Source organism: Synechococcus sp. SynAce01, assembly GCF_001885215.1.
Taxonomy (GTDB): domain Bacteria; phylum Cyanobacteriota; class Cyanobacteriia; order PCC-6307; family Cyanobiaceae; genus Regnicoccus; species Regnicoccus frigidus.
Genome location: NZ_CP018091.1, coordinates 228238 through 247634 on the forward strand (window position 1 = coordinate 228238; position 19397 = coordinate 247634).

Consider the following 19397-nt stretch of genomic DNA (forward strand, 5'->3'; position numbering starts at 1 on the left):
TCAGGCACACAGCCTCCCTAGGCTTGCCTGATGAAGCCCTTCGCGTGGAGCCCTGAGAAAAATGCTCAACTCCTGGCCGAGCGGCAGCTGTGCTTCGAAGCAGTGGTGGTGGCGATTGAGGCGGGCGATCTGCTCGACGTGTTGGAGCACCCCAACCAGCAGCGCTATCCAGGGCAGCGCATCCTCGTGGTGCGGCTCCATGGCTACGTCCACCTGGTGCCGATGATCGAAACCGAAGAGCATCTGTTAGCGAGAACGATCATCCCCTCCCCGCCTGAACTGGAGCCTGCAGAGCAGCAGCTTCTCACTGAATTCGAGGCCGGTGAACTGCGCAGTGTGGCCACGCCGGCTCTTCTCAGTCAGCTCCAGGAAGCAGCGAAGACAACGGGCCAGAAAGACCAGCGGATCAACATCCGTCTTTCCAGCGGTGACCTCCAGGCCCTCCGCACCCGTGCCATGCAGGAAGGCATTCCTTATCAAACGCTGATCAGCAGCGTGCTGCACAAGTACGTGAGCGGCACGTTGCAGGAGCGCACCACGGTGAGCTGATGGCGATGCGTGAAGCCGCCAGCAACTCGAATCTCCCGGGACTGCCCCGTGCCAGCGACGGCCATGGGTCATCTGTCCTGCGGGAGCTCACCGCAAGGTCGGAAGGATGACCTTCATCAGCAGCGCCAGGTGCAACGGGTCGGTGGGACTGACAGCAGGTCTGACAGTCGTTCAGGAACCGCTTAGCCTCTGGCTGGCAAGCAAACGAGTTGCCGGGACGATGCTGAGCAAGGACCTCACCGGCAAGCCTTGGGCGGTGACCCCCGAGAAGATCGCGGAGGCCGTGCGCCGGTTGGTTGCCGCAGCCGCACCCACGCGCCTGATCGCCTTTGGTTCCGCTGCCGCAGGGGATCTCAGCGTTGCCAACGTCCTTGACCTTCTGGTGGTGGAAGCCCAGGTGGCCGACCGCTACCAGGAAATGCTGCGCCTGCGCCGTGTCCTGCGCGGGCTGTTGATGCCGATCGACCTGATCGTGACGAGCCAGGCCCTCTACGACTCCCGCGCCCAGGTGCCAGGCACTGTGGAGTTCGCGGCTCGCACACAAGGCCGGGTGCTGTATGCGGGCGATTGAGCAGGCCACTTGCATGGTGCCACAAACAACCGTTGCAGAATCTGCAACAGTTCACTCCGGAAGCTGGCTGAACTCATGAGCGACGAAGTCTTGCCCGATTCCGAACTCATCCTCTACCAGACAGAAGATGGCCGCACACGCATCCAATGTCGATTAGAAGATGAAACCCTGTGGCTGACCCAGGCACAGATGGCCGAGCTGTTTGAAACAACTCCCCAGAACGTGACCCTGCATTTGAAAAGCATCTTTTCTGAGGGTGAGCTGGTCGAATCGGCAACTTGTAAGAACTACTTACAGGTTCGTTTGGAGGGTGGGCGCGAAGTCTCGCGCAAGCTTCGCCATTATCGGCTTGAAGCGGTTTTGGCGGTCGGTTTCCGCGTGCGCAGCCATCGAGGCACTCAGTTCCGCCAGTGGGCCATTGGCTGCTTAAACGAGTATCTGGTGAAAGGCTTCACCATTGACGACGAGCGGCTGAAGAATCCCCCAGGAAAGGGTCAGAGAGACTATTTTGACGAGCTTCTCGATCGCATCCGCGACATCCGCTCGTCGGAACGTCGCTTCTATCAGAAGGTACTGGATATCTACGCAACGAGTGTGGACTACACGCCGGATGCGGAAACCACCCAGCAGTTCTTCGCCACTGTGCAGAACAAGATGCATTGGGCGGCCCATGGCCATACAGCCGCTGAGGTCATCGCCGAGCGGGTGGACGCGACAAAGCCATTCATGGGCTTGCAGACCACACGACCCAGCGGCATCGTGCGCAAAGGTGACATATCTGTCGCCAAGAACTACCTCTCCGCAGATGAACTTCAGGTCTTGAACCGTATCGTTAGCCTCTACATCGAATATGCGGAGCTCCAGGCGTTGGAGCGCAGGCCGATGACGATGCGAGACTGGATCAAGAAGCTGGATGAGTTTCTGGCCATCTCCGGACGTGATGTACTGGACAATGCAGGAAGCGTTTCTGCTGAGTCTGCCAGGAGGAAAGCTGAGTTGGAATATGGCCGCTATCGGGCGCTGCTCGATGCGCAACCTCAGCCTATCGATGTGGAGTTTGAGAAGGCTGCCAAAGACTTGAAGAACTTACCGACGCCGAAGAAGCCCAAACCGCCGAAGCCATGACCCTCACCGAAGCCCTCATCGAAGAGGCGGCCCTTGGCTGGTTCCAGGAGCTGGGCTATGTGGTGCGCCATGGCCCTGATCTCGCCCCCGGCGAACCGGCGGCGGAGCGGCAGTCGTTCGGCGATGTGGTGCTGGTGGGCCGGCTGCGCGAAGCTACTCGCCGGCTCAACCCAGCCATCCCCGATGACGCCCGTGAGGAAGCCCTGCGCAAGCTGTTGCGCCTGGCCACCCCGTCGCTGGTACAGACCAACAGCGCCTTCCACCGCCTGCTGCGTGAGGGCGTACCGGTGGAGTATCCCCGCCCCGATGGCAGCATCGCCGGCGACCATGTACGGCTGGTCGACTTCGCCGACGCCAGTGCCAACGACTGGCTGGTGGTGAACCAGTTCAGCGTCAGCGACGGCCAACACAACCGCCGGCCCGACCTGGTCGTGTTCCTCAACGGCCTGCCCCTGGGCCTGATTGAGCTCAAGAACGCCGCCGTTGAAGGCGCCACCATCTGGAGCGCCTACGCCCAGCTGCAGACCTACAAAGCTGAGATTCCTTCGCTGCTTCAGTACAACGCCGCCCTGGTGGTGAGCGATGGGCTGCAGGCCCGCATCGGCTCGATCACCGCCAACCAGGAGTGGTTCAAGCTGTGGCGCAGCATTGATGGCGAAACCGACGCCCCCGCCACAGCCCTGGAGCTGGAAACGCTGATCCGTGGTGTGTTCGAGCCGCAGCGGTTCCTCGATCTGCTGCAGCATTTCATCGTCTTTGAGGAAGACCCTGATTCGGGAGCCCTCCACAAGATCATTGCCGGCTACCACCAATTCCACGCCGTGAATGCGGCCGTGCAGGAAACCGTGCGCGCCAGCGGCATGGGGCCCGCCGCCCGCAGCTTGGGCGGCAGGCCGGGCGACCGTCGCGCCGGCGTGGTGTGGCACACCCAGGGCAGCGGCAAGAGCTTTTCGATGCTCTTCTATGCCGCCCGCATCGTGCGCTATCCAGCGATGGCCAATCCCACCCTGGTGGTGCTCACCGATCGCAACGACCTCGATGATCAGCTCTTCGGGCAGTTCCAGCGCTGCGCCGACATCCTCGGGCAAACGCCGCTGCAGGCCGCCAATCGTGAGCAGTTGCGCGAGCTGCTCAACCGCGCCAGTGGCGGCGTGGTGTTCACCACCATCCAGAAGTTCATGCCCGAAAAGGGTGCGCCGATGCCCGAGCTCAGCGCCCGCCGCAACATCGTGGTGATCGCCGATGAAGCGCACCGCAGCCAGTATGGCTTCGGCGGCAAGGTGAATGAGAAGACCGGCGCGATGACCTACGGCTTCGCCAGCAACCTGCGCGATGCCCTGCCCAACGCCTCCTTTATCGGCTTCACAGGCACGCCGATCGAGCAGACCGACGCCAACACCCGCGCCGTGTTCGGCGATTACATCTCCATCTACGACATCCAGCGCGCCGTGGCCGATCGGGCCACCGTGCCGATCTACTACGAGAGCCGCATCTCCAAGCTCTCCCTGAACGCCGCCGCGTTGCCTGGTCTTGATGCCGAATTCGAGGAAATCACCGAAGGCGAAGAGCAAACCAGCAAGGAAAAGCTGAAAACCAAGTGGGCCGCCCTCGAAGCCTTGGTTGGCGATCCCCAGCGCCTCGCCCTGGTGGCCGCCGATCTGGTGGCGCATGTGGAGAAACGCCTGGAGGCGATGGATGGCAAGGCGATGGTCGTCTGCATGAGCCGCCGCATCTGCGTCGATCTCTACAACGCTTTGATTCAGCTGAGGCCCGAATGGGCGACTGACACCCTCAAGGTGGTGATGACCGGCAGCGCCGATGACGGCCCCGACTGGCAGCCCCACATCCGCAGCAAGGAGGCCCGCCGCCAGCTGGCCAACCGCTTCAAGGATGCCAACGATTCCTTCAAGATCGTGATCGTGCGTGACATGTGGCTCACGGGCTTCGATGCCCCCTGTCTGCACACCATGTATGCCGACAAGCCGATGCAGGGCCACGGGCTGATGCAGGCGATCGCCCGCGTCAACCGCGTCTTCCGCGACAAGCCCGGCGGTCTGGTGGTGGATTATCTCGGCCTCGCCGATCAGCTCAAGCGGGCCCTGGCCACCTACACAGAAAGCGGCGGCAAAGGCGACCCCACCTTCGACACCGCCGGCGCCATCGCCGTGATGCTCGAAAAACACGGCATCGCCTCGGATCTCCTGCACGGGTTTGACTGGTCGGCCTGGACCAGCGGCACCCCCACCGAGCGCCTGCAGCTCCTTCCCGCAGGCCAGGAGCACATCCTGTTTCAGGAGAACGGCAAGCAGCGCTGGCTGCAGGTGGTGGCCGAACTCTCCCGCGCCTTCGCCCTATGCTCCGCCAGCGACGAAGCCGCCGAGATCCGCGACGACGTGAGTTTCTTTCAGGCGTTGCAGGCTGCCCTCTCCAAGCAAACCAGCTCCACCAGCCGATCACCTGAGCAGATCGACGCCGCCATCCGCCAGCTGGTGAGTCAGGCGATCAGCACCGACGGCCAGGTGATCGACGTGTTCACCGCAGCCGGCCTGCCAAGGCCCGACATTTCGATCCTCAGCGATCAGTTCCTCGCCGAGGTGCGTGGCCTTAAGCATAAGAATGTGGCCGCGGAGTTGCTGGAAAAACTACTCAAAGATGAGCTCAAAGTGCGCTCAAAACGCAACCTGGTACAGAGCCAGGTGTTCTCCGAGAAGCTCAAAAAAACCCTTAATGCTTACCACAACCGCGCCATCACCACCGCCGAGGTGATCGAGGAGCTCATCTCGCTCGCCAAAGAGCTCGATGCCGCCAGCAAACGCGGCGAAGACCTCGGCCTCTCCGACGACGAAGTCGCCTTCTACGACGCCCTCGCTGCCAACGACAGCGCCGTTGAAGCCATGGGTGACGCCAAGCTCAAACTGATCGCCGCCGAACTCATCACCCAGGTGAAAAAGAGCGTGTCGATCGACTGGACCCTGCGCGAAAGTGCCCGCGCCAAGATCCGCGTGATGGTGAAACGCATCCTCAACCGCTACGGCTACCCACCTGATCTACAGGACGCCGCTGTGCAAACCGTGCTGGCTCAGGCGGAGCTGTTGTGTTCGGCCTGGGTGTAAGTGGTTGCATTGCGGAGCTACCGTTGATCCAGCGCATCAACCACTCCCGCCCGATCCAAGTAGGCCCATGAGCAAGAAGCAACGTCTATCACCCGTCGAGACAATTGAGGAGATGCAGAACAATCTTCCCTACGACAAACCGATCGACAAGAAAGACTACAAACAAGACCTCGAAGTGCTTCAGATCGAACTGCTCAAGGCTCAGCGCCATATCAAGGCTGTCGGACAGCGCGTGGTGATCCTGTTCGAAGGTCGCGATGCGGCAGGCAAAGGCGGATCAATCAAGCGCTTCCGCGAACACCTGAACCCTCGCGGCAGTGAACATGTGGCGCTACTTAAGCCCAACGATGCCGAAGCGACCCAGTGGTACTTCCAGCGCTATGTTCCGCACCTGCCATCGGCCGGCGAAATCACGATGTTCGACAGGTCGTGGTACAACCGGGCAGGCGTTGAGAAGGTGATGGAGTTCTGCACACCGCAGGAACACGCTTTGTTCCTGCGCCAGGTTCCTGGCTTCGAACAGTCACTCGTCAGCAGTGGAATTCTATTATTCAAGCTCTGGTTTGCCGTGTCAGAAGCCCGCCAGAAGCTGCGTTTCAAAGACCGGCGCGAGGATCCACTCAAGCAGTGGAAGTTGTCGCCCATCGACGAGGTGAGCGTGGAGAAGTATGGCGAGTACACCGAAGCTCGCAATGAGATGCTGCTCGCCACCGACACCCTCGTGGCGCCTTGGACCATCGTTAACTCGAACGAGAAGAAACGGGCCCGTCTTGGCGCCATCCGCAGCGTTCTCCACGCCCTTAACTACGAGCTCAAAGACCACGACGCCGTCGGTGAGCCCGATCCACGGGTTGTGCGTACAGCCCATTCACTGTTCATCGACAACTGAGCTGGTCGCCTTGCGCCGGTCTGGGTTTTTTGGACGTCACCTCAGGACTGGCCAGGGTCACCACAGTTTGTCCATCAGCCCAGACATGTGAGACGCCTGGGGCACTGATCAGTACAGCCGCCCCACCGCCTTGGCCACCCGCGCAGTTTATTCCTTCAGAGGCTTTCCAGGCGCTCCGATCCGCCATCTCTACCTGCACCACGATGGCTACCCGACCGGAGCCGCCTGGCGCTTCGCCATGGCCCGCCGCCACAACCCCAGCTCCGCTGGTTTTCTTAACGCCTTCCTGGAAACTCAGCCGCGAGCGGAACCCCTGGCCACTCCAGATCAATCTGCAGATGCTGAATACCGCTATGGACTGGAGCTACTCGCTGGGGATGATTCCCATCTACAGGTGCAGTACTGGCGGCGAATGCCTGGGGGAACCAGCTGGCAGCCCCGTTGCGGACCGATCACCTTGGAGAAGTTCATCCAGCGCTTCCTGCCCGGTGAACCCCTTGAATCCGCTCAGTAACTCGGGCCATATCTGCATCACAGGGAAACGTGACTTTTAGCTTATAGAGAAGCCACTAGACAACTTCTCAGCTGGTCCATGACAAGGATTCCTTGCCAGTTGTTTATAAAATAGACAGCAGGATTTAATACCACCAACTGTCACGAACTGGATAAGCTCAGGATGCTCCGCTGCCTCGCCTCAGAAACCGCCGCACCTGGCCCGGCCAGTCGCCAGGAAGGTCGCCTTTTTTGACGGCGGGATTGGTCATCGAGGCCAGCAGCGGCCAGCCGCCCAGTTGCAGGCTGGCGCCAACGTGAACCAGCACAGTGAGGGCGATCAGCAGCCAGGCCAGCAGGTGCAGGGAATAGGCGAGGTGGTTCAGCTCTCCCTGCCTGAGCCAGTCCTCCTGCATCAACTTGCCCGTGCCGATGGCCAGGGCCAGGGCCACAAGGGCCACGGAATTGGCTGATCGCCGCAGGCGTGAGCGGCCCAGGCTCAAGGAGTAGGCCAGGAAGGGCACAGCGAGCAGCAACAGCAACACGCCGATCTGACCGTGGAGGTCAATCCAGTGGCCTGCTGGGGTGAAGGGAAGTCGCCCCCAGCGGCCGTCATAGCGGCTGTAAACGATCAGGCCGCTGATCCAGCAACCCAGCACCGCCAGGGCCGTGCCGCCATGGAGCAAGCGCAGCAAGGACGGTTGATAGGGGCGGGGCATCCAGATGGCTGCAGATGGGAAAAGCTTGCCTCAGGCGGCGTCAGCCAGCAGCACCAGTTAGTTCTGTGCTTCCGCCAACGCCTGTTGCAGCTCGGGGATGAACACGGCGTACATGCCGCGCAGGTCCCCCACGTTGAAATCGAAGGCCTTATCGGCGGGGTAGTTGTCTTTGACGAAGGAAGGCCGGCTGGCTTTGCTGCCGTGGCAGGCCAGGCAGCTGGGCTCCACGTTGATACGGCGGTAATAGTTCACGCCGCTCGCCTGCTCGGCGCCAGCCGGCTGCCACAGTCCGGTGATCGCCGGCTGGCGATGGAACAGATCGAGCACCTGCCGCTCCTGGGCCGTGGCGGGCGCATGGTCGGGATTACGAAACTTGCTGGCCACCTGGCGCACCTGCCAGCCGTTCTCCTTACCGATCGCCATCGCCCGCAGGCCCACCGGTTTGCAGACCTCCTTCATCGTTTGCAGCGTTGGCTCCTCGCTGCTGCCCTCAAGCGTGGAGGCCAGGCTCACGCGCATCCGATCGAGCTGCTCCATCTCCGCCACAGCCCGGGCCAGCTCAGCTGGTTCGACGGCAGAGCGGGTCGGCGGCCGATCGCTTTGGGCAGCCCAAGCCGCTGGGGGCGTGAGGCTCAGCAGCAAGGCGGCAAGCAGCGCGAAGAGAAAGGACGTCATGGGCTGGACTCCAGGCAAGAGAGCGGGGCGAGCAGGCGGTGGGCGCCGTCCTGGGATCGACTGGGCGGGGGTCAAAGTCCCACTAACCGATCGCTGGTGCCGTCAGGGCCACGGGGGTGCTGGCGCTGGTGGCCAGATCAAGCGGGAAGTTGTGCACGTTGCGCTCGTGCATCGCCTCGATGCCCAGGCCACCCCGGTTGAGCACATCGGCCCAGGTGTTGATCACCCGGCCTTGGTGATCCAGCACGGAGTGGTTGAAGTTGAGGCCGTTGAGGTTGAACGAGAAGCTGGCCACGGCCAGGGCCGCGAACCAGATGCCCACCACCGGCCAGGCGGCCAGCAAGAAGTGCAGGCTGCGGCTGTTGTTGAAGGAGGCGTACTGGAAGATCAGACGGCCAAAGTAGCCGTGGGCGGCCACGATGTTGTACGTCTCTTCTTCCTGGCCGAACTTGTAGCCGTGGTTGAGGGATTCGGTTTCGGTGGACTCCCGCACCAGTGAACTGGTGACGAGTGAGCCGTGCATGGCGGCGAATAGGGCCCCGCCGAAGACACCGGTGACTCCCAGCATGTGGAAGGGGTGCATCAGCACGTTGTGCTCAGCCTGGAGCACCAGCATGAAGTTGAAGGTGCCGGAGATGCCCAAGGGCATGCCATCGGAGAAGGAGCCCTGGCCCACCGAATAGACCAGCAGCACGGCGGTGGCAGCAGCCACTGGGGCTGAGTAGGCCACAGCGATCCAAGGACGCATGCCCAGCCTGTAGCTGAGCTCCCACTCTCGTCCCATCCAGCAGAAAATGCCAATCAAAAAGTGGAAGATGATCAGCTGATAGGGGCCGCCGTTGTAGAGCCACTCATCCAGGCTGGAGGCGGCCCAGATCGGGTAAAAGTGCAGGCCGATCGCGTTACTGGAGGGAACAACCGCGGCGGTGATGATGTTGTTGCCATAGAGCAGACCACCGGAAACAGGCTCGCGAACGCCATCGATGTCAACGGGGGGCGCGCCGATGAAGGCGACCACGAAACAGCTGGTGGCAACCAGCAGGGTGGGAATCATCAACACCCCGAACCAGCCCACATAGAGGCGGTTCTCGGTGCTGGTGACCCAGTCGGTGAAGCGATTCCAGGGATTGCCCCGGGAGCGCTTGAAGGTGGTTGACGTCATGGTGAGACCTCAGAAGACAGGAGTCGGAGCGGGACGAGCTGGCCTGGCCAGAGCGAACATTCGGCAAAAGCCCTCCCGACCCTCCTACAATACTAACGATATATCGGCCTAGGTCGCACATGCTGCTATGAGTCATTCTGCTCCGATCCTCCAGTCACAACAGCCGCCGACGACGCCTGGGCCACAGCGGCGTTGGCGAGCCCGCCTGCTCAGCCTTCTGGTCGCCCTGCTATTGGCCGCCCCCGTGCTGGCCTTTGCCGTGCCAGTCCAGGCTGCAGCTGAGATTCAGCGCTGGTCACTGGCCGATACCAACGGCGATGGCTGGGCGATCAGCCTGTTTGAGCAACCCGACCCGGATTTTCCGAAGGGCTGGCGCCTGCGCCTGACGGCCCTGGCTCTCGGTGAGCAGCTCGACCACCAACGCGGCCTCGAACTCGAAGACAGCCAGGGGAGCCACTGGCAACTGGCTAACCACAGCGAGGAACAGGTGCCGGCAGGCGATCCAGCCGTTCCAGCCAGTTCGGCCCAGTTCGATCTGGCCAGGCTGCAGCCCAGGCCCAGCGCGATCTTGCCCCTGCGACTGGCGATTCCGCTCCAGAACGGGACCGATCAGGCGCTGATGCTCTCACCGGAGATCGTTGAAGCCATCGGCCTCAAGGCTGGGCAGGGAAGCTGATCGGGCGCGCTGAGGTCTGCTGCGGCGGAAGTCCCAGGGGCGTCGATGCAAGCGCTGGCGTCAATGCATTGCTCAGGAGGGATTCTCCAGGCCCTCCAGAGCCGTTCGCAGATCTCCCATGAACGCCTCATCGAGCTCAGTGGCGGTGATCTCTTCTCCCACCAGGTCCTGGATCAGGGGGTAAAAGCGCACCTCAAACCACTTGCGAAACACCGAATAGGTGTGCTCCGCCGGCCAGGTGCCGCTGTCGCGATTCCAGAAGTCGAGCTCCGCCTCAAAGATCGCCTCGTAGATCTCCTTGAGGATCTCTTCGGCTTCGTCGTTCGTCTCGAAATCGGGGATCAGATACAGACAGGGCTCCCGGGCTCCACCCGCCGTGGTGTCGAGATCCAGCCGCTCGGCCCAGGCGAGCAGATGGGCGGCGGGGTAGATCCCGACGGCGCAGCGATTGACGATGGCCATGGCGCTGCCTGCAGGTCTGCTGGAACCCTAGACAGAGCCATCCGGTGCTCCAAGCCACGGAGTTGGCCAGGTGGTGGTGATAGGTTAAAAAATCGCTTCAGATTCAGCCGGGATTTGCACCGGCACTCGCACAGGATTTGGCTCAGCCAGAACATCGCAATGGAAAAACTCACGGCCGAAGGGCTTGAAGTCGTCAACGACTTGGCCCAGCGCTATGGCTTCAGCCAGGACGCCGTGCTGCACATGACCTTCGCGGTGCTTAAGGGGCGTGGCGGCATGGCCCAGTTCAATCACCCCGAATTCGCCGGCTCCGGCCAATGGATGAACGGCGGCATGATGATGCTGGGTGACATGTTCAACCAGGGGCTCAAGGCCCGCGTCGATGGGCTCTGCCAGGGATTGGCCGCAGCCGTCGCCAGCCAGCCCGACCTCTTTCCAAAGGGAAGCTTCCAGTCGCAGAGCCAGAGCGGCGGCGGCAGCCAGCAGATGCAGGTGGGCGGTGGCATGCAGATGGCCACGGGCATGCAGCCGATGAGCTTTGGCTCCGGCGCGCTATTCAGCGCCGACCCCCAGGACAGCTGGTGGCCAGCAGGTCTCGGCGCCCCAAGCTCCAGCGGCTCCCAGAACGACATGCACTACGCCTATTTCCCGGCCGCCGGCCGGCTGGCGGTGAAGGTCAACGGCAACGTCAGTGTCTACGACACCAGCGGCCACCAGATCTCCGGCCTCTCCCAGCAGCAGTCGTCCGGTGGCGGCGTGGTGTTTAGCACCGGCACCGGCAGCATCAGCCTCACCCACCTGCCAGCGGTGAACGTCACAGCAGCCCCCACGGCCACTCCTGCAGCCGCCCAGGCTGAGCCTCAAGCACCGAGCGCTGCAGTTGCCGCTCCATCCAGCTCTGCACCATCGAACCCGGCGGCCAGCAAGGCCAGCAGTACCGATGTCTTCGCCACCCTGGAGCGTCTCGGGGAGCTCATGCAGAAAGGCATCCTCACCGAGGACGAGTTCACAGCCAAAAAGGCCGAGCTGCTCAGCCGCCTCTAGGAACAACCCCAGCCCTCACCAGGGCAAGAGCTGGCCATTGGCATGCCAGAAGCTACCGGAGGTCTCCAGGCTGAGCGCGTCGATGCGGGCGAGCAGGCCCGTCACCGCCTGCTCAGCTGTGATGCCTTGCTCGCTGAAGCCGGTCATGCGGGTGCTCACCAGGCCGGGATGGAGCAGGGCAACGGCAATCCCCCGGGGCTTGAGATCGATCGCCATCGACTTGCCGGCCATGCAGAGCGCCACCTTCGACATCCGGTAGCCGTAGGAGCCGCCCGAGGTGTTGTCGTCGATAGAGCCCATGCGGCTGGTCATCAGGATCACCTTGGCGCCTGGATGCAGCTGGCCCAGCAAGGCACTGGTGAGCTCCAGAGGGGCGATGGCGTTCACCTCGAACTGGCGCCGCAGACTGCCGGCATCGAGGTGCTCCAGGTTGGTGCGCTCGACGATGCCGGCGTTATGGATCAGCCCATCGATCGGCAGCCCATCGAGCCGCTCCACCAGGCCGGCTATCGCTTCGCCGGAGGTGAGCTCCAGCCCCGCCTCCAGGCGCACACCCAGGCTCTCCAGCTCCGGCGATGGCTGGCGGCAGGCCGCCACAACCAGCTCACCGCGGGCCTGCAGCTGACGGCAATACTCCAGGCCGATGCCGCGGTTGGCGCCGGTGATCAGGTAAGTGGCCATGGGCTGAAGAGCTGCTGCTGCCAGTCGTTGGAGCGTAGGAAGTCAGGCGCGTGCGCTCACACCTGAAGGTTTGGGCAGATCAGCTCCGCTTCCCTGGCCGGATGGCTCTGCCAGCCCGCCAGCAGCCCCTGCAGTTCCTGGCGAAGCTGGCGCAGCTCCTTGATCTGGCCATCGATCCGCTCGATCTGGCGCCCCAGCTGGATCGCAATGTCGCCGCAGGGCAAATCACCGGCGTCATGAACCGCCAGCGATCCCTGGATTTCTTCGAGGCTGAGCCCAAGGGTCTTGAGACGGCGAATGAACTCCAGACGCCGCAGGCTGTCTTCGGCGAACAGGCGATAGCCCCCCTGGCTGCGGCCGATCGCCGGCAGCAGGCCCAGCTCTTCGTAGTAGCGCAACGTTTTGACCGGCAGACCACTGCGGGCCGCCAGCACACCGATCTTCATGCCGGCCTGCTTACCGGCCTGCAGGCCGGTCTTCTTCACAACGACTTCCACAAGGGTTGACTCTCCACCTAGATGGAGACTCTAAGGTAAAGGTTGGCCTTTGCTCCTGATTCCGTGTCCGTCAGCGATCCGTGCTGCGCCACCAGCTCCGGCCCTGATCGGGAGCTGGCGAGGGAACTGACCCTGCTGCGCCGAAAACTGGCTGTCGGCGCGGTGCTCACCGGGCTGATCGTGATCGCCCATCTGCCGCACATGCTCGGCCAGCCGCTGCCGTTTGTGCCCGCCTGGTTGTCGAGCCCATGGACGCAGCTGATCCTCTGCACCCCGGTGATGGCCTGGTGCGGCGGGATTTTTTTCCGCGGCGCCTGGGCCGCCTTTCGCCGCCATGGGGCGGACATGAACACCCTGGTGGCCGCCGGTACTGGTTTCGCCTATCTCGGCTCGCTCTTCGCCACGGTGTTTCCGGGCGTGCTCAAGGCCGAGGGATTGCCGGCAGACGTGTATTACGAAACCGCCGCGGTGGTGATCTGGCTGGTGCTGCTCGGCAATCTGCTCGAAGCCCGCGCCCGCGGACAGACCTCCGAGGCGATCCGCAAGCTGATCGGCATGCAGCCACCCACCGCCCGGGTGCTGCGCAACGGCACAGCCGTGGATCTGCCCGTTGGCCAGGTGGTGGTGGGCGAGCGGATTCAGGTGCGCCCGGGCGAACGCATTCCCCTCGACGGTCTGATCGAGGAGGGCAGCTCCTATGTGGAGGAATCGATGCTCACCGGCGAACCCACCCCCGTGGCCAAGGCCAGCGGCGATGAAGTGATCGGCGCCTCGCTCAACCGCAGCGGCAGCTTCATTTTTCGCGTCACCCGCATCGGCGGCGACACCTTGCTGGCCCAGATCGTTGAACTGGTGCGTCAGGCCCAGAGCTCGCGCACCCAGGTGCAGAAACTGGCGGATCAGGTGGTCGGCTGGTTCGTTCCCGTGGTGATCGCCATCGCCATCGGCGCCTTCGTGATCTGGTTCCTGGTCACCGGCAACACAGTGCTGGCCCTGCTGTTCAGCGTCAGTGTGCTGGTGATCGCCTGTCCCTGCGCCCTCGGGCTGGCCACGCCCACCTCGATCATGGTGGCCTCGGGCAAAGGAGCAGAGAACGGCCTGCTGTTCCGCAGTGCTGAAAGCATTGAGACAGCCGGCAAGCTGCAGACCATCGTTCTCGACAAGACCGGCACGCTGACCCGCGGCCAGCCGGAGGTGACGGATTTCGAGCGGGTCGGTGGCGGGCGGGTGGAGGCCAGGGCCCTGCTGGCGATGACGGCCGCGCTCGAATCCCGCTCTGAACACCCCCTGGCTGAGGCGGTCGTCAGCTACGTGCGCGGCCAGCTGAGCGACCCAGAACTCCCGGCCGTGCAGGGCTTCGAAGCGATCGCTGGTCGAGGCGTTCAAGGAACGGTGGGGGGCCAGGAGGTGCGGATCGGCACTCCGCGCTGGTTCGAGGAACTCGGCCTGCCGATGACGGCCCTGGCCCCACTCACCCAGCGCCTGGAAGACGCGGCCCGCAGTACAGCCGCCGTGGTGGTGGACGGCAGACTGGAGGCCTGTTTCGGCATCGCCGACGCCCTCAAGCCCGGCTCCACGGAGGCGGTGCGGGCGCTCAGGCGCCTGGGCCTGGAGGTGGTGATGCTCACCGGCGATGCAAGGCGCAGCGCCGAAGTGATCGGCGCACAGCTCGGCATCACGCGGGTGATCGCCGAGGTGCGCCCCCAGGACAAGGCCGCCGTGGTGGAGCACCTGCAGCGCAGCGGCCAGATCACCGGCATGGTGGGCGATGGCCTCAACGACGCTCCGGCCCTGGCGGTGGCCGATGTGGGCTTCGCGATCGGCACCGGAACCGATGTGGCGATCGCCGCCAGCGACATCACCCTGCTCAGTGGCGATCTGCGCGGCATCGCCACCGCCATCGAGCTCAGCCGCGCGGCGATGGCGAACATCCGCCAGAACCTCTTCTTCGCCTTCGTCTACAACACCGCCGGCATTCCCCTGGCAGCCGGCGTGCTGTTTCCCTTCACCGGCTGGCTGCTGAGCCCGATGATCGCCGGCGCCGCCATGGCCTTCAGCTCTGTCTCGGTGGTGATGAACGCCCTGCGCTTGCGCCAGTTCCGCCCCTCGCCGGCGTTGGCTGAAAGGCAGCTGGCGGAGGTGCAGCCATGATCACGATCCTGCTGGCTGTGGCTTTGCCGGTAGCAGTGGCTTTGCCGGTGGCGATGGCCTCCGAACCGGCCTCGCTCCCATCCTCCAGACAGCTGCTGGCCCAAAAGCCGATCGCCGTCGAGCGCTTTGAAGCCAGCGGTACACAGGCCGCTGGCATGGAGGCCGTCATGCAGACCGGGCCGTGGCGGCGCACCGCCCAGCCCCTGGGCCTGCAGCTGCTGGTGGCCAGCGGCGGGCTGGGCCTGATCCTGCTGGAGCTGTGGTGGTTTCTGGGGGCGAGCAAACCGGCGACGCTGGCGGCCTCCAGGGGAGATGGGATCCAGCAGATCACCATCACCGTCGATGGCGGCTACGAGCCAAGGCGGATCAGGGTGCGGGCAGGACAGCCCGTGCGGCTTGCCTTCCACCGCCTCGATCCCAGCAGTTGCGTGGCCCAGGTGCTCTTCCCCGACTTTCAGCGCGTTCTCGATCTCCCCGTCGGCGACACCACGGTGCTGGAGCTGCTGCCGGAGAAGCCGGGGCGCTACCCCTTCCACTGCGGCATGAACATGGTGCGCGGCGAGCTTGAAGTGGTGGAGCGAGACGCGCCGCCAGGAGAATGAGCCTCGCTCAAAGGGCAAAGAGATTGTCGAACTTGTAGTAGGCGGGTTTGCGTAATCCTTCCACCGCCAGCATCCGCCGCAGCGCGATGATCTCGGCCCGCTGGGCCACGATCACCTGCCGCGCAAAGCGACGAATCGTGGTGTTGGAGCTCTTGGCGAGGGCATCGTGGGCCATCATCAACGCCCCGCCGTGATGCTCAAGCATCCCCTCGAGAAACCAGACCACCCGGTTCTCCCTGGTGGGGCCCTCGCCCATCATGCGCATGCCCTCGATCTGGGCCTGGCTCATGCGGATGAGGCCCGAGAGGCTGTCTGGATCGGCACCGGGAGCCAGGGCTACGGGGTAGGCGGGGGCCTCGGGATACCAGGCCTTTCGCCACAGCCCCATCGCCCGGATTTCAGCGGCTTGCTCGCGCCAGATCGAATTGGCCAGGGCGCCAACGCCCGGCTCGCCAATCCCGAACACAAATTCGCTCATCCGCAACGCCCCGGTGTGGTGCTGCACCATCCCGTCGAGGAAGCGCAGGTCGAAGGTGGCTCCGGCCGGGCCAACGTCATGGGCGTGGGCACCGTGATCCATCGGTGCCGCATGGTCCATCGGTGCCGTGTGGTCCATCGGTGCCGTGTGGTGATGGTGAGGATCCATCTGGGCACGGGCCTCCGGCACGGAAGCGGCGAAACCACTGAGGCCGATCCATACACCAAGGAGAAAGAAAGGACGCATGCCAGGGGATCAGGAGTCCACTCACCGTATGGTCTCCCCTCAACTGGAGAGTCAAGGACTAGGGGAACAGTGCCATCGGCGCAAGCCGGCTAACAAGTCCATCGGTCGACGAGCTGATCAGCAACTCTTCCACTTGCCTCAATTCATCGATGGGGGAGGCGTTGCTGCGATTTCCTGGGAATGATGGAGGTGGTGTCCTCGGGCCGATCAAGCCAGCCTCACTGCCTGGCCTGGAAAAGCAAGCGGTTCTTGCCGGCCCCGCCTTGAAGCAGAAGGCTGCGACGGTCGATGCTGCAGCGCCGCACGCCTTCAAGCGCCGTGCCGAAACAGAGGCGATCACCCTCGAGCTCGATGCCGCCAATCAGGCGATTGCAACCACCATTGCCAGAGAAGTGCAATGGACCGCACTCTGCGAAGAAGGGGCGCACCCTGGCAAAGGCTGCAAATGCTGCAGGCGCCAACTTGAAAAGCAAGAGGCGAAACCGGGCAGGCCCAATAGCCGAAAGGAAGTGACACATTGCTTCATAGGCTGTTACACTTCTTGCAGTTACCACCACCAGCACCATGGCTGACTCCACCTCCCGCTTTGGCTTCGTTGATTTCGCTGAAACCTGGAATGGCCGCATGGCCATGCTCGGCTTCGTGATCGGCTTGGGCACCGAGCTGCTCACCGGCCAGGGAATCCTCTCCCAGATCGGCCTCGGCTGATTCAGAGCGCCAGTCGTTCTCCTGAAATCTGAACCAGACGTCCGATCGGTCTTTTCGGATTCAGGTTTTTTTACCCGGATGGACCACCATCCGGGTTTTGTTTTTGGCTCTTCTCCATCAGGATTGCTGAATGGCTTTTGCAATCATTTTCGTGCTGGCCGCCGAAGCGGACCTGCCTGGTGAGAATCCCGATTGGGACGCCTTGCTGACAGCGCAGCACAAGGGAATCAGCGGTGGCGTTGCCCTGCGGATCTTCAAGGTCCCCAAGGAGGAGACCAAAACCCTGGATGAACTGGTGTCTGAAGGGCTGGCCGTCCTGGCTGGAGCCGATCCGTTGCCAGGTGTTGCCGATGAATCGGGAAGTGACCGGATCTGTGATGCGACGGTGCCCCATCTCGAACCCCGTTCCCGCTGGCTCGCGGTTTACGAACTGAGCGGAGCGGCCGCTGTGGCTGTCTCAGGCCATCCAGCCCTCCAGATGGAGATCGAGGCTTGCCGCTGCCTCGACCGTTTCCCCCTGCGCGAAGCCGCAAACGAAACCTGTTGGTTCTATCCCACCGAGAACGGCCGCTATCTCTGCTGGGAGAACCAACGCCAGCTGCAAAGCCTGCCGGGCTTCCTGCCCGACCAACCGGTCGAAGCCAAACCGGTGAGCTACGACCGTCAGGACGTGCATGTGCTTTGGTCATTGATGGCCGACGACCAGGCCCTCACCTGCGTGGGACTGACCTATCAGGGGCGACAGATTGAGTGGAGCACCACGCCGACAAAGTCGGAAAACTGGGCCACCTGGACGTCATTCGAGGTGGACACAATGGCCGACGAGGCCTACAAAGAAATCACCACCTTGACGGTGTTCTGACCCCTGCAGCACCCACCTCGATCAGATCAGCAGACCGATCGTGAGGCTCACCAAAGCCAGACCAGCCAGGCCTGTGGCAGCGAGAAGGGGAATCGAGGTTGCCATGGAGAAGCCCTGCAAGCCGCAAATCTAAAGCAATCCTTAAGCCCACCAAGGCTGCGGGCGGAGGAGCGGCGCAATCCGTAATGCTGAGCCAGTGAAGCCAGCCGTCAAGAAGCAACTTCAAAGCAAAAAGTCTGATCAGCGTTTAAGGCTGCCAAGGGAGAAGGTCAACGCTTCATTGGAACGCCTCGTCAATCTATGGCTTCCACGATCCATTTCCAGGTTTGGCCTCAACTCGGGATAGTTTCCGATGCTTAGATAGTCCAAAACAACAGAAAACATGACTCCAAAAAAAACGACCTGTGCCACCGTTCAATCAGAACGAGTGCGCAGGTCATCATGAACGGTAGCGGGCTTGTCTCAGCACCCGATTGACATAGAATCTATTCAACAACCAGATCAGACATGACTGAATCGTACTGATCAGACCAAACAAGGCCTGATCAAACAGATCTAATCACAGTTGCAATCATCTGTAGTAATAGCCCCCGTCGGCTGGATTGCGTGTCACGTAGCTGCACTGACGGCCAATTCTCCAGAGAGCAAGATGAATCGGTGTGGGGTCGTAGCGGACAACTTCGGGGAATGCTTCGCGGATCAATTCAGTGGCACGCCAGGCGTTGTAGTGGGGAATGCGTGAGCTGAGGTGGTGAGCCACGTGGGTGGAGCCGATACCGTGGTGCAGAAAATTCAACAACGGTCCATAGGGACGGTCAACGGTCTGCAGGGCTCCCTTCGCCCAGTTCCACTCGTCAGCCGTGAAATGGGGAATGTCGGTGTCGGTGTGCTGCAGCCAGGTGTAGCAAACCAACCAAGCATTGATCACCAGGTAAGGCAACCCATACACGCAAAGCACCCGCAGCAGCGACGTTTGCATGGCCCAGAAGACCATGAGCGAAAACACCACAACCAGGCCGATGTTGGACATCTGCACCAGGCCTTTCCAGCGACCTGGAAACAACTCACGGCTTCCGGGGCTGACCTGGGGGATGGGAATGAAATGGGAGGTGGGAAAACCCTGCGCTGGCCCACCGGTGATGCCAAACATCAAATAGAGCGGCCAGCCGACTAGCAGGTGGACAACAACAGAAACGACTCCATAGGCCGATTCGCCCAACACACCTTTGAACCAGAGGCTGAACGATCCCCACGCCGATTCGAGCAGGGAAGGAACATGGGTTTCGCCAGCTTCGAGATGGTTGCAATTGGCGTGGTGAACCGCATGGCTGCGCAGCCAGGAGAAATAGGGCACAAGCAGCAAGCTGTGCAGCACCAGCCCGACAGCGTTCTCCACCGTGCGGTTGGGATGGAAGGCGTTATGGCCGCATTCATGGGCCAGCACCCAGCAGCCGCCTGCCAAGGTTCCAGTGATCACGGCATAGAGCAACCAGACCGGAGCAAACACCCACTGCAGTGGAATCAGGCAGCCAACGCCATAGGCCAGAAGAGACGTGGACAACGAAAAAGCAAGGCATCTCCAGGCCTTTCCGGTGTCTATTTCACTGATCTCCTCAGGGAGGCAAGCCAGCAATTGTTGTTTGGTGGGCCAGGAACGGGGCCCGGAATGTTCAGAAGTGGAAGCTGGAACTTGGT

At 62.5% G+C, this 19397-nt stretch carries 21 protein-coding genes; 12 read left to right on the top strand and 9 right to left on the bottom strand.

Going from position 1 to position 19397, the window contains the following annotated elements; translation table 11 throughout:
* The first annotated feature begins 30 nt into the window (after nt 1-30).
* The 6 genes from BM449_RS15270 (at nt 31) to BM449_RS01270 (ending at nt 6761) form a co-directional block, all read left to right on the top strand.
* Nucleotides 31-549, top strand: coding sequence for a hypothetical protein (locus BM449_RS15270; RefSeq protein ID WP_233830904.1), 519 nt, complete (start codon nt 31-33; stop codon nt 547-549).
* A gap of 220 nt (nt 550-769) precedes the next feature.
* Nucleotides 770-1120 carry a hypothetical protein gene (locus BM449_RS01250; RefSeq protein ID WP_071799753.1) on the top strand — a complete coding sequence of 117 codons (351 nt, stop codon included), beginning with the start codon at nt 770-772 and terminating at the stop codon, nt 1118-1120.
* Between the two features lie 75 nt (nt 1121-1195).
* Nucleotides 1196-2245 (top strand): virulence RhuM family protein, encoded by a 1050-nt coding sequence (locus BM449_RS01255; RefSeq protein ID WP_071799754.1) that lies wholly within the window; start codon nt 1196-1198, stop codon nt 2243-2245.
* Entirely contained in the window at nt 2242-5358 is a 3117-nt protein-coding gene (locus BM449_RS01260; RefSeq protein ID WP_071799755.1) for a type I restriction endonuclease subunit R, read from the top strand. The genes BM449_RS01255 and BM449_RS01260 overlap by 4 nt, the downstream gene beginning before the upstream one ends.
* A gap of 67 nt (nt 5359-5425) precedes the next feature.
* Nucleotides 5426-6247: a polyphosphate kinase 2 gene (gene ppk2 / locus BM449_RS01265; RefSeq protein ID WP_071799756.1), complete on the top strand. Its 822-nt coding sequence runs from the start codon at nt 5426-5428 to the stop codon at nt 6245-6247.
* Nucleotides 6248-6377: 130 nt separating this feature from the next.
* Complete coding sequence (locus tag BM449_RS01270) at nt 6378-6761, top strand: hypothetical protein (protein WP_071799757.1); 384 nt, start codon at nt 6378-6380, stop codon at nt 6759-6761.
* Nucleotides 6762-6918: 157 nt separating this feature from the next.
* On the opposite strand, the gene BM449_RS01275 is transcribed toward BM449_RS01270, so the two are convergent.
* The 3 genes from BM449_RS01275 to psbA form a co-directional block, all read right to left on the bottom strand.
* The gene (locus BM449_RS01275) at nt 6919-7458 is read right to left on the bottom strand and encodes a cytochrome b/b6 domain-containing protein (RefSeq protein ID WP_071799758.1); all 540 of its coding nucleotides are present in this window, start codon (nt 7456-7458) and stop codon (nt 6919-6921) included.
* A gap of 57 nt (nt 7459-7515) precedes the next feature.
* Entirely contained in the window at nt 7516-8133 is a 618-nt protein-coding gene (locus BM449_RS01280; RefSeq protein ID WP_071799759.1) for a DUF3365 domain-containing protein, read from the bottom strand.
* A gap of 82 nt (nt 8134-8215) precedes the next feature.
* A complete protein-coding gene (gene psbA / locus BM449_RS01285; protein ID WP_071799760.1) occupies nt 8216-9295 on the bottom strand; it encodes a photosystem II q(b) protein in 1080 nt (359 codons plus the stop codon).
* 127 nt (nt 9296-9422) lie between these two features.
* Here psbA and BM449_RS01290 point away from each other — a divergent pair, with 127 nt between their 5' ends.
* On the top strand, nt 9423-9971 hold the full coding sequence (locus BM449_RS01290) for a DUF3122 domain-containing protein (protein ID WP_083544317.1): 549 nt from the start codon (nt 9423-9425) through the stop codon (nt 9969-9971).
* A 72-nt stretch (nt 9972-10043) separates the two neighbouring features.
* Here the strand turns inward: BM449_RS01290 and BM449_RS01295 are convergent, their stop codons facing one another.
* Nucleotides 10044-10433 carry a hypothetical protein gene (locus tag BM449_RS01295; protein WP_071799761.1) on the bottom strand — a complete coding sequence of 130 codons (390 nt, stop codon included), beginning with the start codon at nt 10431-10433 and terminating at the stop codon, nt 10044-10046.
* Nucleotides 10434-10592: 159 nt separating this feature from the next.
* Between BM449_RS01295 and BM449_RS01300 the strand changes: the two genes are divergently transcribed.
* Nucleotides 10593-11477, top strand: coding sequence for an SHOCT domain-containing protein (locus BM449_RS01300; RefSeq protein ID WP_071799762.1), 885 nt, complete (start codon nt 10593-10595; stop codon nt 11475-11477).
* A gap of 15 nt (nt 11478-11492) precedes the next feature.
* Here the strand turns inward: BM449_RS01300 and BM449_RS01305 are convergent, their stop codons facing one another.
* Both BM449_RS01305 and BM449_RS01310 read right to left on the bottom strand, forming a co-directional pair.
* Complete coding sequence (locus BM449_RS01305; RefSeq protein ID WP_071799763.1) at nt 11493-12158, bottom strand: SDR family oxidoreductase; 666 nt, start codon at nt 12156-12158, stop codon at nt 11493-11495.
* 56 nt (nt 12159-12214) lie between these two features.
* Nucleotides 12215-12643, bottom strand: a complete 429-nt coding sequence (locus BM449_RS01310) for a heavy metal-responsive transcriptional regulator (RefSeq protein ID WP_233830907.1) — start codon at nt 12641-12643, stop codon at nt 12215-12217.
* 75 nt (nt 12644-12718) lie between these two features.
* Here BM449_RS01310 and BM449_RS01315 point away from each other — a divergent pair, with 75 nt between their 5' ends.
* Both BM449_RS01315 and BM449_RS01320 read left to right on the top strand, forming a co-directional pair.
* Entirely contained in the window at nt 12719-14806 is a 2088-nt protein-coding gene (locus tag BM449_RS01315; RefSeq protein ID WP_233830910.1) for a copper-translocating P-type ATPase, read from the top strand.
* The gene (locus BM449_RS01320; protein ID WP_233830913.1) at nt 14803-15408 is read left to right on the top strand and encodes a cupredoxin domain-containing protein; all 606 of its coding nucleotides are present in this window, start codon (nt 14803-14805) and stop codon (nt 15406-15408) included. Before BM449_RS01315 ends, BM449_RS01320 begins: the two co-directional genes overlap by 4 nt.
* Nucleotides 15409-15415: 7 nt before the next feature.
* On the opposite strand, the gene BM449_RS01325 is transcribed toward BM449_RS01320, so the two are convergent.
* Both BM449_RS01325 and BM449_RS01330 read right to left on the bottom strand, forming a co-directional pair.
* Nucleotides 15416-16132, bottom strand: coding sequence for a DUF305 domain-containing protein (locus BM449_RS01325; protein ID WP_071799765.1), 717 nt, complete (start codon nt 16130-16132; stop codon nt 15416-15418).
* Between the two features lie 218 nt (nt 16133-16350).
* Nucleotides 16351-16698: a hypothetical protein gene (locus BM449_RS01330; protein ID WP_145537203.1), complete on the bottom strand. Its 348-nt coding sequence runs from the start codon at nt 16696-16698 to the stop codon at nt 16351-16353.
* On the opposite strand from BM449_RS01330, the gene BM449_RS01335 reads away from it, so the two are divergent.
* Nucleotides 16697-16840, top strand: a complete 144-nt coding sequence (locus BM449_RS01335; RefSeq protein WP_071799767.1) for a chlorophyll a/b-binding protein — start codon at nt 16697-16699, stop codon at nt 16838-16840. The two genes, BM449_RS01330 and BM449_RS01335, sit on opposite strands and share 2 nt — an antisense overlap.
* Before the next feature lie 130 nt (nt 16841-16970).
* A complete protein-coding gene (locus tag BM449_RS01340) occupies nt 16971-17702 on the top strand; it encodes a hypothetical protein (RefSeq protein WP_071799768.1) in 732 nt (243 codons plus the stop codon).
* Nucleotides 17703-18273: 571 nt separating this feature from the next.
* Here BM449_RS01340 and BM449_RS01345 read toward each other — a convergent pair.
* On the bottom strand, nt 18274-19263 hold the full coding sequence (locus BM449_RS01345) for a fatty acid desaturase (protein WP_233830916.1): 990 nt from the start codon (nt 19261-19263) through the stop codon (nt 18274-18276).
* Nucleotides 19264-19397 lie beyond the last annotated feature (134 nt).

Bases quoted from the DNA above. Each gene is read 5' to 3' on its own strand.
- BM449_RS01325 (WP_071799765.1), bottom strand. From the start codon at position 16,132: ATGCGTCCTTTCTTTCTCCTTGGTGTATGGATCGGCCTCAGTGGTTTC.
- BM449_RS15270 (WP_233830904.1), top strand. From the start codon at position 31: ATGAAGCCCTTCGCGTGGAGCCCTGAGAAAAATGCTCAACTCCTGGCC.
- ppk2 (WP_071799756.1), top strand. From the start codon at position 5,426: ATGAGCAAGAAGCAACGTCTATCACCCGTCGAGACAATTGAGGAGATG.
- BM449_RS01335 (WP_071799767.1), top strand. From the start codon at position 16,697: ATGGCTGACTCCACCTCCCGCTTTGGCTTCGTTGATTTCGCTGAAACC.
- BM449_RS01250 (WP_071799753.1), top strand. From the start codon at position 770: ATGCTGAGCAAGGACCTCACCGGCAAGCCTTGGGCGGTGACCCCCGAG.
- BM449_RS01300 (WP_071799762.1), top strand. From the start codon at position 10,593: ATGGAAAAACTCACGGCCGAAGGGCTTGAAGTCGTCAACGACTTGGCC.
- BM449_RS01255 (WP_071799754.1), top strand. From the start codon at position 1,196: ATGAGCGACGAAGTCTTGCCCGATTCCGAACTCATCCTCTACCAGACA.
- BM449_RS01290 (WP_083544317.1), top strand. From the start codon at position 9,423: ATGAGTCATTCTGCTCCGATCCTCCAGTCACAACAGCCGCCGACGACG.
- BM449_RS01305 (WP_071799763.1), bottom strand. From the start codon at position 12,158: ATGGCCACTTACCTGATCACCGGCGCCAACCGCGGCATCGGCCTGGAG.
- BM449_RS01280 (WP_071799759.1), bottom strand. From the start codon at position 8,133: ATGACGTCCTTTCTCTTCGCGCTGCTTGCCGCCTTGCTGCTGAGCCTC.
- BM449_RS01275 (WP_071799758.1), bottom strand. From the start codon at position 7,458: ATGCCCCGCCCCTATCAACCGTCCTTGCTGCGCTTGCTCCATGGCGGC.
- BM449_RS01260 (WP_071799755.1), top strand. From the start codon at position 2,242: ATGACCCTCACCGAAGCCCTCATCGAAGAGGCGGCCCTTGGCTGGTTC.
- BM449_RS01340 (WP_071799768.1), top strand. From the start codon at position 16,971: ATGGCTTTTGCAATCATTTTCGTGCTGGCCGCCGAAGCGGACCTGCCT.
- BM449_RS01320 (WP_233830913.1), top strand. From the start codon at position 14,803: ATGATCACGATCCTGCTGGCTGTGGCTTTGCCGGTAGCAGTGGCTTTG.
- psbA (WP_071799760.1), bottom strand. From the start codon at position 9,295: ATGACGTCAACCACCTTCAAGCGCTCCCGGGGCAATCCCTGGAATCGC.
- BM449_RS01330 (WP_145537203.1), bottom strand. From the start codon at position 16,698: ATGGTGCTGGTGGTGGTAACTGCAAGAAGTGTAACAGCCTATGAAGCA.
- BM449_RS01295 (WP_071799761.1), bottom strand. From the start codon at position 10,433: ATGGCCATCGTCAATCGCTGCGCCGTCGGGATCTACCCCGCCGCCCAT.